The following is a 12,425-nucleotide window of genomic DNA, read 5'->3' on the forward strand; positions in this document are numbered from 1 at the left end:
CCCTCAGGCCCGTACGCGATCCGCCTCCGGCGCCGCGGCCGCCGCCGCACCGCCGGGCGCCCGCTCCGCGCCGCGCCGACCTGCCCGCGCCGTCTCGCGGCGGAACAGGGCGCCCGGCCACCACGTCCACCGCCCCAGGTCGAGCGCCAGCGCGGGCACCATGACCGTGCGGACCAGGAACGTGTCCAGCAGCACGCCCACGCCCACCAGCACGCCCAGCTGCGCCATCGTCACCAGCGGCAGCCCCGCGAAGACCGCGAACGTCGCGGCGAGCACGATCCCGGCGGACGTGATCACCCCGCCCGTCGAGGTCAGCCCGGCGATGACGCCCTTGGCGTGCCCCTGGGCCGCGACCTCCTCGCGGACCCGGGTCACGAGGAAGATGTTGTAGTCGATGCCGAGTGCGGTGAGGAAGACGAAGCCCATCAGCGGGATGGACCAGTCGACCGCGGCGAAGTCGAAGACGTGGTCGAAGAGCAGGTACGACGCGCCCAGCGCGGCGACGTTCGACAGCACGGCGGTCGTGAGCAGCACCAGCGGCGCCACCAGCGCGCGCAGCAGCCCGATCAGCACCAGGAGGACCACCCCCAGCACGATCGGCACCACGGTCCGCAGGTCCCGGTCCGCCGCCCGCTGGGTGTCCAGCGCCTCCGCCGTCGTGCCGCCGACCAGCGCGTCCGCGCCGTCGACCGCGCCCACGGCGGTGCGCAGCGCGTCGACGGTGTCCTTCGCCGCGTCGCTGTCGGGCTCGTCGTCGAGGGTGACGCGCAGGGCGGCGAGTTCGCCGTCGCGGGTCGTCCCGTCGGCCGTCACGCCCGCGACGCCGGGCACCTGCGCGGCGGCGTCGCGTACGGCGTCCTTCCCGGCCGCGTTCGTGACGATGTCGGCCGGATCGGAGGCGCCGGAGGGATAGTGCGCGGAGACGCGTTCCTGCGCGACGACCGACTCGGGCTTGTCCTGGAACATCTCCGACTGCTTGAGCCCGAAGTCCATGCCGACGACGCCGAAGGCGAGCACGGCGGTCACGCCCAGCGACATCAGCCACGACCAGCGCGGCCGGGCCGCCACCGCGGCGCCGATCCGGGACCACACCGTGCGGTGCGCGTGCACGGGGGTGCCGTGGCGCGGGACGAACGGCCAGAAGACCCAGCGGCCGGCGATCACCAGCAGCGCGGGCAGCACCGTGACCAGCGCGAGGAACGCGCACACCGCGCCCACCGCGCCGACCAGGCCGAGGGAGCGGGAGGAGCTGATGTCGGCGAAGTACAGGCAGGACAGGCCGGCCGCGATGGTGGCGGCGGAGGCCAGGACCGCGGGGAAGCAGCGGCGCAGCGCCAGCCGCATGGCCGCGTGCCGGTCCTCGTGGCGGTGCAGCTCCTCGCGGTAGCGGGCGATGAGCAGCAGCGCGTAGTCCGTACCGACGCCGAAGACGAGGACCATCAGGATCCCGGCCGACTGCGGGTCGACGGGCAGGCCGGCGTGCTTGGCGAGCAGGTACGTGACCGCCTGGGTGAGGACGGCGGCGAAGCCGACGGACAGCACGGGCAGGAGCCACAGGACGGGACTGCGGTAGGTGATCAGGAGGAGGACGGTGACGACGGCCAGGGTGGCGAGCATCAGGGTGGCGTCGAGCGAGTCGAAGACGGCGACGGAGTCCGCGAGGGAGGCCGCCGGGCCGCCCACCTGTACGTCGACGCCGGGCGGGGCGCCGTCGGCGGCCACGGCGCGTACGTCGTCGACGACGTCACCGAGGTCGTCCGTGTCGGTGAGGGGGACGACGGTCATCAGCGCGCCGCCGTCGTCGGACGCGACGGGCGGCGTCACGCGCTCGCCGTCGGCGACGTACGGGGCGAACGCCCGCACGTCGGCCGCCGCCTTCTGCCGGCCGGCGTCCGTCATCGTGCCGTCCGCGACGGTGTAGACGGCGACGGCGGGCATGATCTCGTCGTCGGAGCCGCCGCGGAACCTCTCCAGCGCGGTGTTCAGCTCGGCGGACTCCGCGCTGCGCGGCAGGAAGGCGTTGGGGCCGGTCTCCTCGACGTCGCCGAGCTTGCCGGCCAGCGGGCCGAGCGCGGCGACGAGGAGGATCCATACGGCCAGTACCAGCCATTTCGTCCGGCGTCCTCCGGGGGCAGCCACGAGCTGCTTGATCCGAGCGGACATGGGATGGTCTCCTTCAAGAGAAGTGGATCGGGCGCACGACTGCCCGGCACCGCGGCCGCTGTGGTTTGCCGACCAGGCCGTGGCGCAGGGGTGTGCCGGGGGTTTGCTTCGTCTCCGTACGGGCCGGAAGTTGCCGCTTCCGGCCCGTCACGTGTCCTGCCGCTACTCGATCTCGCGCATCATCTTCTCCATCGAGGTGATCGAGCGGCGTGCCTCGGTCAGCTCGTCGATGCTGCGCCGGTGGAGTTCCAGGTTGTCCTCCAGCAGCTGCTGGTACTTGACCACCAGCTGCCGGTACTGCTCCTCGCGGGCGGCGAGCATCTTGGCCCGCCAGGTCGCGGCGATCTGCCAGACCACCACGATCAGGAGCGCGAAGAACCCGGCCGCGCCGATCCCGCCGGCCACGGCACCGACGACCGTGTCGTTGGCGAGGTGCACCGTCTGCTCGTTCATCTGGCTTCCTCTTTCACCGTTTTCACCGTCTCCTGCTTCCCGGCGCCGGTCTGGTCGTTCCCGGGGGGCGGGCCTTCGGGCCCGTCGTCACCGTCGCCGAGGGTGCGGGCGACCTCCTCGATCAGCGCGGGGGTCAGCTCGAACCGGAACGGGACCACCTCGTAGAACTTCATCGCCTTGCCGTCCTCGGACAGCTCCAGCGAGCCGGTGATCAGACCCGCGGCCTCCAGCCGCTGCAAGTGCATGTGCAGCAGCGGGCGGCTCATGCCGATCTCACGGGCCAGCCGGCTGACGTAGTTCCGGCCCTCGTGGAGCGCGGCGACGATCCGCAGGCGGTGCGGGTTGCCGAGCGCGGCGAGGACCTTGAGGAGTTCGTCTCCGTTCGGGGCCGGAGCGGGCGTTCCAGCCATCTGCGGCCCCTTCGTACGTCGGTGTGTCAGTCAAAGCTGACAGGTGTCCGGGAGACCTGTCAAAGATAACTGACACATGTCCGGGACGTCTGGGGGTGAACCCGGGCGGGACTCAGGGTTCCCCCTGAGAGGCGCCGCGCCGGGAGGCCAGGCCGAACAGGGCGAGCGCCACGACCTGCGCCGCCGCGGCGCCGGCGGGCAGCGCGCCGCTGCCCGCCGCGTCGAGCAGGACGCCGCCGGCCGCGCCGCCGGCGGCGACGCCGAAGTAGACGGCGCTGCTGTTGAGCGCGAGGGCCTGGGCGCCGGCCGGGCCGGCGAGACGCAGCAGCCGGGCGCTGGCGGCCGGCGGAATCCACCAGGCCGCCGCCGACCAGAGCAGCAGCAGCGGCACCACGAGCACCAGCGGCGCGGGGCGCAGCGGCCAGCACGCGACGAGCCCGAGCATCACGAGCGCGAACGCCCCGCAGCCCATCAGCAGCGCGCGCTCTGCGCCCCAGCGGTCGGCGGCGGGCCCGCCGAGCTGGCTGCCGGCGATGCCCGCGAGTCCGGCCAGGACGAAGACCGCGCCGAGGCCGGTGGGGCCGATGCCGGCGAGGTCGCGGAGGTAGACGGCGAGGTACGTGAGCACCATCAGGTTGCCGAGTACGGCGACGGCGGGGCCGGCGAGGCCGACGAGCAGCGCGGGGCGGGCCAGCGGCGCCAGCCGGTCGGCCAGCCGCAGGGGCGCGCCGCGGGGCGGCTCGGGCAGCGTCGCGTGCAGGGCGGCGAGGGAGGCGACGCCGAGGAGGCCGCCGAGGACGAACGCGCCCTGCCAGCCGGCGACCGCGCCGGCCCAGGTGCCCAGCGGCACGCCGAGCAGCAGCGAGGTGGTCAGCCCGGCGAAGACCGTGCCCATGTAGCGGCCCTGCCGCTCCCGCGGGGCGAGGGCCGCGGCGGCGCCGAGGGCGCCGGGCAGCACGACGGCGGCGGCGAGCGCGGCGACCACGCGCAGCGCCATGAGCAGGGCGAACGAGTCGACGAGCGGCATGGCGAAGTTCGCGGCGGCGAACACCGTGAGGGCGGCGGTGAACAGGGGCCGGCGGGGCCAGGTGGCGGTGACCACGGCGGCGACGGGGGCGGCGAGCGCGAACACCAGGGAGAAGACGGTGACGAGCTGGCCGACCGCGGCCTCGGCCACGTCGAGGTCGTCGGCGATGCCGGGGAGCACGCCCGCGACGAGGTAGTCGTCGGTGGAGAAGGTGAAGGTCGTCAGCGTGAGCGCGAGCAGCCAGCCCGGCAGGGAGCGGCGGAGGGGGGACGCGGTTGTCGGCAGGGTGGGGTTCTCGTCCATGGCCGTTAAGGTAACAGTCGTTACCTTAACGGTGTCCACCGGATTGCCGACCGCCGTGCGCGTACGGTGGCCTACCCGCGCACGTACGCGGGCGGCCCGTGACACCTGCCAGGAGCGCCATGCCCAGACCCGCCGACCCGGCCCGCAAGACCGCCCTGCTCGACTCGGTCGTCGACTACCTCGTGGACCACGGGCTGGCCACCCTGTCCATGCGGCCGCTGGCCAAAGAGCTGGGCCAGAGCACCCGCGTGCTCACCCACCACTTCGCCGACAAGGCCGACCTGCTGGCCGCCGCCCTGACGCGGCTGGACGAGCGGCAGCGCGAGTGGCTGGCGGGGCTGCCGGGCGCGGACGGCGAGATGGGCATGGGGGAGGTCGTACGAGCCACATGGGAGTACCACCTGACGCCCGAGCACCTGCCGCTCACCCGGCTCATCCACGAGATCGAGGGGCTCGCCGCCGGCGACCGGCTCGGCGGGGCGACGTCGCGGCTGCTGGCGGACCGGGTGGAGCTCGTCGCGGGCTGGTTCCGCGACCGCGGCGTGCCGGCGGAGGCCGCGACGGGCTACGCGACGCTGCTCAACGCGGCCTTCGCCGGACTGCAGATCGACATGCTCAACACCGGGGACCGCGAGCGCACTACGGCGGCGGCGCACCGGCTGGCGGACCTGGCCGACGGGTGGGTGGCCGCGCACGCGGAGGCGCGGGAGGGGGCGGGGGAAGGGGCGTAGGCGGCCTCGGCGCGATCCGGGGTGTGCGCGTCAGCGGCGCTTGCGGCGCTTGCGCTTCGCCGGGTTGCCGGTACGGGCCGAGCGCCGCCGCTCGTACTGCCGCAGCCGGTCCTCGTAGTCCGTACGCAGCATCCCCTCGCCCGGCGCCTCCACGAAACTCCGCACGGTGTAGGCGAGCAGCACCCCGACGAAGCCGATGACCCGGATCGGCCGCCACGAGCTGTCCGCCGGCCCGGCGTCGTGCGGGCGGCTGAAGCCGTTCAGGGTGCGCGTGAAGGCCAGCGAACTGCACACCGCGAAGGCGACGACCATCAGCAGCTGCACGAGACCGCCGCTGTCGGCCAGTTGCAGGCCGTTGTACGACAGCGCCAGCACGAACGCGCCGCCGGCGGCCAGCGCCAGGGCCAGGACCGCGACGGCGACGCGGCGGCCCCAGTAGCCGCCGGAGCGGTCGACCCAGGTGGTGCCGAAGAACCGCAGGGGCTCGGGCGGGGGCGGGCCGCCGGGGCCCTCGGGCTGCTCGTTGTCGCTCACGCACCCGATTATCGCGGAGCGCTCCGCGGAGTGTCGCGCCCCCCTCGCGCCCCCGCGGGCGGGGCCGGGGCGGGGGGGGGGGCGGGACAGGCGGCTCGCTCAGCCTTCCAGCTTGGTGACGTCCCGCACCGCGCCCTTGTCGGCGCTGGTCGCCATCGCCGCGTACGCCCGCAGGGCCGTGGAGACCTTGCGCTCCCGGCTCTTCGGCGCGTACCGCCCGCCGAGGGCCGCGCGGCGCCCGGCGAGCGTCCCCTCGTCGACCAGCAGCTCAATCGTGCGGTTCGGGATGTCGATGCGGATCCGGTCCCCGTCCTCGACCAGCGCGATCGTCCCGCCGGCCGCCGCCTCCGGAGAGGCATGGCCGATGGACAGGCCAGACGTGCCGCCCGAGAAGCGGCCGTCGGTCACCAGCGCGCACGCCTTGCCCAGCCCCCGGCCCTTCAGGAACGACGTCGGATACAGCATCTCCTGCATGCCGGGGCCGCCCTTGGGGCCCTCGTAACGGATGACGACGACATCGCCCTCCTCGACCTGCTTGCCGAGGATCTTGTCGCACGCCTCCTCCTGCGACTCGCACACGACGGCGGGACCCTCGAACGTGAGGATCGAGGCGTCGACGCCCGCGGTCTTCACCACGGCACCGTCCTCCGCGAGATTCCCCTTCAGCACCGCCAGGCCGCCGTCCTTCGTATACGCGTGCTCCAGGGAGCGGATGCAGCCGCCCTCGGCGTCGGTGTCCAGGGACTCCCAGCGCTCGGACTGCGAGAACGCCGACGCCGACCGCACACAGCCGGGCGCCGCGTGCCACAGCTCGACCGCCTCGGGCGACGGGGAACCGCCGCGGACATCCCAGCGCTTGAGCCAGTCCGCCAGCGAGTCGGAGTGGACCGCGTGCACGTCCTCGTTGAGCAGGCCCGCGCGGTACAGCTCGCCGAGGATGGCGGGGATACCACCCGCGCGGTGCACGTCCTCCATGTAGTACGTGCCGCCCGGAGCGACGTTCGGCGCGACCTTGGCCAGGCACGGCACCCGGCGGGAGACGGCGTCGATGTCGGCGAGCCCGTAGTCGAGACCGGCCTCCTGGGCGGCGGCCAGCAGGTGCAGGATCGTGTTCGTCGAGCCGCCCATGGCGATGTCGAGAGCCATCGCGTTCTCGAAGGCGCTACGGCTCGCCACAGTGCGCGGGAGGACGGTCGCGTCGTCCTGCTCGTAATACCGCGAGGTCAGCTCGACGACCGTGCGGCCCGCGGCCTCGTAGAGCGCCTTGCGGGCGGCGTGCGTGGCGAGCACCGAGCCGTTGCCGGGGAGGGAGAGACCCATCGCCTCCGTCAGGCAGTTCATCGAGTTGGCCGTGAACATGCCCGAACAGGAACCGCAGGTGGGACAGGCGTTCTCCTCGATGCGCAGCACGTCGGCATCCGAGACGCCGTCGTTCGCCGCGTCCACCATGGCGTCGATCAGATCCAGCTTGCGGACCGTGCCGTCCACGAGGGTGGCGCGCCCGGCCTCCATGGGACCGCCGGAGACGAAGACCGTGGGGATGTTCAGCCGCAGGGCGGCCATCAGCATCCCCGGGGTGATCTTGTCGCAGTTGGAGATGCAGACCAGGGCGTCGGCGCAGTGCGCCTCCACCATGTACTCCACGGAGTCGGCGATGAGGTCCCGGGAGGGCAGGCTGTAGAGCATGCCGCCGTGGCCCATGGCGATGCCGTCGTCCACGGCGATCGTGTCGAACTCGCGCGGCACCGCACCGGCGGCCTTCACCGCCTCGGAGACGATGCGACCCACGGGAGCCAGGTGCGTGTGGCCGGGGACGAACTCGGTGAAGCTGTTCGCGACCGCGACGACGGGCTTGCCGATGTCCTCGTTCGCTACGCCCGAAGCACGCATGAGGGCGCGGGCGCCCGCCATGTTGCGGCCGTGGGTGACGGTGCGGGACCTCAGCGCGGGCATGTTTCCCTCCCGGGGAGCGGCACATCTGAGCGTCCGAGCCTACGCCTCCCGCCCACGGTACGGACCGGTTGTCCACAGTCCGGGACGAGGGCCCCCGGGGGGGGCGGGGGTAGGGGTTGTTCCCCGATCCCGCCCCTTCCCGAAACCGGGGGCTGCCGCCCCCGGCCCCCCGCCGGGGCTGCCGCCCCGAACCCCACGGGGGCTACGCCCCACACCCGGCCGGGGCTCCGCCCCGCCCCCCGCCGGGGAACCGCCACGGCTCCACCCGACCCAACAAGAGCCCCCTCTGCCCCACCCCACGGGGCTCCGCCCCCACACCGTCCGGGGCCGCGCCCGGCCCCGCCGGGGCTCCGCCCCGCACCGGCCGGGCCCGCCCGGACCACCGCAAATCCGCCCGGCTCCCGCCGCGACCCCGCCCTCGGGCTCGTGGGGATGTCGGCGGGGCCCGCTACGTTGGGCGCATGGCTTCCCGAAAGAGCGGCGGCAGGGACCGCCCCGCGTACCGCTGCGCCGAGTGCGGCTGGTCCACCGTGAAGTGGCTCGGCCGCTGCCCCGAGTGCCAGGCGTGGGGCACGATCGAGGAGGTCGGCGCGCCCGCCGTGAAGACGACGGCCGCCGGCCGGGTGACGACGTCCGCGCTGCCCATCGCGCAGGTCGACGCCCGGCAGGTCGCCGCCCGGAGCACCGGCGTGCCGGAGCTGGACCGGGTGCTCGGCGGCGGGATCGTGCCCGGTGCCGTGGTGCTGATGGCCGGTGAGCCGGGGGTGGGGAAGTCGACGCTGCTGCTCGACGTCGCGGCGAAGGCCGCGGCCGGCGGGGAGCGCACGCTGTACGTGACCGGGGAGGAGTCCGCCGGGCAGGTCCGGCTGCGCGCCGACCGTATCGGGGCGCTGAGCGACGGGCTGTATCTGGCCGCCGAGACCGACCTCGCCGCGGTTCTCGCCCATCTCGACGAGGTGAGGCCCGCCCTGCTCGTGCTGGACTCCGTGCAGACCGTCGCGTCCGGCGAGGTCGACGGCGCCCCGGGCGGCATGGCCCAGGTGCGGGAGGTCGCCGGCGCGCTGATCCGGGCGTCCAAGGAGCGTGGGATGGCCACGATCCTCGTGGGGCACGTGACGAAGGACGGCGCCATCGCCGGGCCCCGCCTGCTGGAGCACCTGGTGGACGTCGTCCTGCACATCGAGGGCGACCGGCATGCCCGGCTGCGGCTGGTCCGCGGCATGAAGAACAGGTACGGGGCGACCGACGAGGTCGGCTGCTTCGAGCTGCACGACGAGGGCATCACCGGGCTCGCCGACCCCAGCGGGCTGTTCCTGACCCGGCGGGACGAGCCCGTGCCGGGCACCTGTCTCACGGTGACCCTGGAGGGCCGCCGGCCGCTGGTGGCGGAGGTGCAGGCGCTCACGGTCGACTCGCAGATCCCCTCCCCGCGGCGCACCACGTCCGGGCTGGAGACGTCCCGGGTCTCGATGATGCTGGCGGTGCTGGAGCAGCGCGGCGACATCCGCGCGCTGTCCAAGCGGGACATCTACAGCGCCACGGTCGGCGGTGTGAAGCTCTCCGAGCCCGCCGCCGATCTGGCCGTCGCGCTCGCGCTGGCCAGCGCCGCGAGCGACTCCCCGCTGCCGAAGAACCTGGTGGCGGTGGGCGAGGTCGGGCTCGCCGGCGAGGTGCGGCGGGTGACGGGGGTGGCGCGGCGGCTGGCGGAGGCGGCGCGGCTCGGGTTCACCCGGGCGCTCGTGCCGGCGGATCCGGGCAAGGTCCCCGCCGGCATGACGGTGCGGGAGGTTGCGGACATAGGGGATGCGCTGCGCGCGCTGCCCACGGGGCGGCGGCGCGCGGGTGGCGGGTCCCGTGAGCCCGGCGGGGAAGGGGAGTCGGGGCGGGGTTCGGGAAGGGAGCCGAGGGAGTCCCGGCAGCCGGAGGAGGCGCGCCGGTAGACTTTGCCCCGGTCTCTTCCGTGCGGGGGAGTGCAGGGGGCTCGTGCGTGTGCCGTCGGCGCACGCGAGGAGCGCCGAAATGACGACCGGAGGACTCCGGAGGATTCCAGTGGCAGCAGGCGACCGGGTAGGCGCCCCGGGCAGAGCCGGCGGCAGTCCCGGTTCCGACGCGGGGGTGCGGGCCGCGCTGAGCGCGGTCGCGCCCGGCACGGGGCTGCGCGACGGCCTCGAACGGGTCCTCCGCGGCAACACCGGCGGGCTCATCGTGCTGGGCACGGACAAGATCATCGAGTCGATCTGCACCGGCGGCTTCGTGCTGGACGTCGAGTTCACCGCGACCCGGCTGCGGGAGCTGTGCAAGCTCGACGGCGCCGTGGTGCTCGACCGGGACATCACCCGCATCGAGCGCGCGGGCGTGCAGCTGCTGCCCGACGCCTCGATTCCCACCGAGGAGACCGGCACCCGCCACCGCACCGCGCAGCGCGTGTCGATCCAGAGCGGCTTCCCCGTCGTGTCCGTCAGCCAGTCGATGCGCCTGATCGCGCTGTACGTCGACGGGCAGCGGCGCGTGCTGGAGGACTCCGCCGCGATCCTCTCCCGGGCGAACCAGGCGCTCGCCACCCTGGAGCGGTACAAGCTGCGGCTGGACGAGGTGGCCGGCACGCTCTCCGCGCTGGAGATCGAGGACCTGGTGACCGTCCGGGACGTCGCCGCCGTCGCGCAGCGGCTGGAGATGGTGCGGCGGATCGCCACCGAGATCGCGGAGTACGTGGTCGAGCTGGGCACCGACGGCCGCCTGCTGTCCCTCCAGCTCGACGAGCTCATCGCGGGTGTCGAGCCCGAACGTCAGCTGGTCGTACGGGACTACGTCCCGGAGCGCACCGGCCGCCGCCCGTACACCGTGGACCGCGCGCTCACCGAGCTGGACCGGCTCTCCCACGGCGAGCTGCTGGAACTGCCCATCGTGGCCCGCTCGCTGGGGTACACGGGGGCGCCCGAGACCCTCGACTCCGCGGTCTCGCCGCGCGGTTACCGGCTGCTGGCCAAGGTGCCGCGCATCCCCAGCGCCGTCATCGACCGGCTCGTGGAGCACTTCGGCGGCCTGCAGAAGCTGCTCGCGGCCAGCGTGGACGACCTCCAGACGGTCGACGGCGTGGGCGAGGCGCGGGCCCGCTCGGTGCGCGAGGGGCTGTCGCGGCTGGCGGAGTCGTCGATCCTGGAGCGCTACGTCTGACGCCGGGCGCCCGCCGCCCGGGGCGTGCCGTCCCGGGGCGGTCCGGGGCCCGGCCGCGCGCCGGCGCGGCCCCGACGTGACGGTCCCGCCGGGCCGTTACGCCTTCTCCAGCACGAACGGCGCCGTCGCCGTCGCGAACCCCGCCGCGCTCACCTCGGCCTCGTAGCTCCCCGCCCCCGCGGTGCCCGGCTCCGGCGTCGCGCAGCGCGGCTCGCTCGCCCGCAGGTCCCACTCGTACGTCCGCGAGACCTCGCTGCCCGCCGGCACCGCCAGCAGGATGGGGTCCGTCGTCCACGGGCAGTCGTCCGACGCCCACCACCGGTTCTCGCCGCCGGCCGCCGTCGAGATCGTGAGCACGGTCGAGGTCGGCGAGAAGTCCAGCTTGCAGTCCTTGGCACCGGAGTTGACGGCGGTCAGCTCGAACACCGGCCGCTCCCCCGGCGCGTACGAGCGCTCCTTGCTGCGCAGCGTCAACTCCACGTCGTCCGCGGCGCAGTCGGCCATCGTCGAGCCGGCGGGCACGCCGTCCGAGCCCACCCCGAAGCCGCCGCCCGCGGACCCGGCGCCGCCCGCAGAGCCGGCGCCGCCGGCGGAGCCACCGTCGCCGTCGCCGTCGCCCGAACCGTCGCCGCCGGAGCCGTCCGAGCCGCCGGCGCCCTCGGAGTCGCCCGAACCGCCGTCCCCGTCCCCGTCGCCGTCGCCGGAGCCGCCGCCCGTCTCGTCGCGTCCACCCGGGGGGTTGTCGATGACCGAAGAGTCGTCGGTCGGCCCCGGGGTGATCGACTCCGCCGGATTCTTGCCCTCCTCGGCGGTTTTCTCGCTGTCCCCGCCCAGGTTGACGACCAGCAGGGCGAAGAGCGCGAGCACAGCGAGCAGGCCGAGCAGAACTGCCCGGCGTCGCCAGTAGATGGAGGACGGCAGCGGACCAACAGGACGGCGGAAAGATCCCACGCGGAAACCTTACGAGACTTGGGGCGCAAGGCGGTCCCGTACCCGCCGCGCGGTCTGACTTTCGTCAGTGGAGCGTACTTACTTTCGCCGGAAGTGGTGAACCGGTCACGCTTCGTACCGTCCCGGGATGAACGACGAGCTGTATCGGGACGTCACTTCCCTCGCCCGCCGCGCCCCCGACTGGCTGCATCTGCTCGCCGAGTTCGGCACGGACGCCGGACTGGTGCTGCTGGCCGCGCTCTTCGCCGCCGCCTGGTGGGCGGCGCCGCGGCGCGCGCCGGTGGTCGCCGGGGCGGCGGGCACGGTGGTGGCGTACGGGCTGAGCGAGTTGCTGAAGACGTGGGTGGAGCGGGAGCGGCCGTGCCGGGCGGTGCGCGGCGCGGTGGAGCCGCTGGCGGAGTGTCCGCCGCCGGGCGACTGGTCGTTCCCCAGCAACCACGCGACGGTCGCCGGCGCCGCCGCGGTCGCGCTGGCGCTGGCGTGGCCGCGGATCGCGGCGTGGGTGCTGCCGTTCGGCGCGCTGCTGGCGGCGTCGCGGGTGGTCGTCGGCGTGCACTACCCCCTCGACGCGGCGGCCGGGCTGGCGCTCGGCGCGGCGGTCGCGGCGGCGGCCGTGACCGTGGTGCGGCTGGCGCGCGTACGGATCCGGGCGGAACGGCCCGTACGCCGCGAACACGCGGACGACGGCGGCGTCGCCCATTGAGTGAGAAAGTCACCCGTAGGGAT

At 74.3% G+C, this 12,425-nt stretch carries 11 protein-coding genes; 4 read left to right on the plus strand and 7 right to left on the minus strand.

Annotated features, from left to right (window positions below; all coding sequences use genetic code 11):
• Nucleotides 1-3 precede the first annotated feature (3 nt).
• The 4 genes from ACHZ99_RS11985 to ACHZ99_RS12000 all read right to left on the minus strand — a co-directional run bounded on the left by ACHZ99_RS11985 (nt 4) and on the right by ACHZ99_RS12000 (nt 4,356).
• Nucleotides 4-2,163 carry an MMPL family transporter gene (locus tag ACHZ99_RS11985; RefSeq protein WP_420304448.1) on the minus strand — a complete coding sequence of 720 codons (2,160 nt, stop codon included), beginning with the start codon at nt 2,161-2,163 and terminating at the stop codon, nt 4-6.
• A 162-nt stretch (nt 2,164-2,325) separates the two neighbouring features.
• A complete protein-coding gene (locus ACHZ99_RS11990) occupies nt 2,326-2,616 on the minus strand; it encodes a hypothetical protein (protein ID WP_420304449.1) in 291 nt (96 codons plus the stop codon).
• Nucleotides 2,613-3,026 carry an ArsR/SmtB family transcription factor gene (locus tag ACHZ99_RS11995; protein ID WP_420304450.1) on the minus strand — a complete coding sequence of 138 codons (414 nt, stop codon included), beginning with the start codon at nt 3,024-3,026 and terminating at the stop codon, nt 2,613-2,615. The genes ACHZ99_RS11990 and ACHZ99_RS11995 overlap by 4 nt, the downstream gene beginning before the upstream one ends.
• 112 nt (nt 3,027-3,138) lie before the next feature.
• Entirely contained in the window at nt 3,139-4,356 is a 1,218-nt protein-coding gene (locus ACHZ99_RS12000) for an MFS transporter (RefSeq protein WP_420304451.1), read from the minus strand.
• A 119-nt stretch (nt 4,357-4,475) separates the two neighbouring features.
• Here ACHZ99_RS12000 and ACHZ99_RS12005 point away from each other — a divergent pair, with 119 nt between their 5' ends.
• On the plus strand, nt 4,476-5,087 hold the full coding sequence (locus ACHZ99_RS12005) for a TetR family transcriptional regulator (RefSeq protein WP_420304452.1): 612 nt from the start codon (nt 4,476-4,478) through the stop codon (nt 5,085-5,087).
• Nucleotides 5,088-5,117: 30 nt separating this feature from the next.
• Here ACHZ99_RS12005 and ACHZ99_RS12010 read toward each other — a convergent pair whose 3' ends face one another.
• Together ACHZ99_RS12010 and ilvD are read right to left on the minus strand one after the other, a co-directional pair.
• Nucleotides 5,118-5,621 carry a hypothetical protein gene (locus tag ACHZ99_RS12010; RefSeq protein WP_420304453.1) on the minus strand — a complete coding sequence of 168 codons (504 nt, stop codon included), beginning with the start codon at nt 5,619-5,621 and terminating at the stop codon, nt 5,118-5,120.
• A 99-nt stretch (nt 5,622-5,720) separates the two neighbouring features.
• Nucleotides 5,721-7,574 (minus strand): dihydroxy-acid dehydratase, encoded by a 1,854-nt coding sequence (ilvD, locus tag ACHZ99_RS12015; RefSeq protein WP_420304454.1) that lies wholly within the window; start codon nt 7,572-7,574, stop codon nt 5,721-5,723.
• 461 nt (nt 7,575-8,035) lie between these two features.
• Here ilvD and radA point away from each other — a divergent pair, with 461 nt between their 5' ends.
• Together radA and disA are read left to right on the plus strand one after the other, a co-directional pair.
• Nucleotides 8,036-9,514 carry a DNA repair protein RadA gene (radA, locus tag ACHZ99_RS12020; protein ID WP_420304455.1) on the plus strand — a complete coding sequence of 493 codons (1,479 nt, stop codon included), beginning with the start codon at nt 8,036-8,038 and terminating at the stop codon, nt 9,512-9,514.
• A 109-nt stretch (nt 9,515-9,623) separates the two neighbouring features.
• Complete coding sequence (gene disA / locus ACHZ99_RS12025; RefSeq protein ID WP_420304456.1) at nt 9,624-10,748, plus strand: DNA integrity scanning diadenylate cyclase DisA; 1,125 nt, start codon at nt 9,624-9,626, stop codon at nt 10,746-10,748.
• 96 nt (nt 10,749-10,844) lie between these two features.
• Here the strand turns inward: disA and ACHZ99_RS12030 are convergent, their stop codons facing one another.
• Nucleotides 10,845-11,699, minus strand: coding sequence for a hypothetical protein (locus ACHZ99_RS12030; RefSeq protein WP_420304457.1), 855 nt, complete (start codon nt 11,697-11,699; stop codon nt 10,845-10,847).
• 127 nt (nt 11,700-11,826) lie between these two features.
• Here ACHZ99_RS12030 and ACHZ99_RS12035 point away from each other — a divergent pair, with 127 nt between their 5' ends.
• A complete protein-coding gene (locus ACHZ99_RS12035) occupies nt 11,827-12,402 on the plus strand; it encodes a phosphatase PAP2 family protein (protein ID WP_420304458.1) in 576 nt (191 codons plus the stop codon).
• The last annotated feature ends 23 nt before the right edge of the window (nt 12,403-12,425 follow it).

Source organism: Streptomyces sp. MAR4 CNX-425 (genome assembly GCF_048656465.1).
GTDB lineage: Bacteria > Actinomycetota > Actinomycetes > Streptomycetales > Streptomycetaceae > Streptomyces.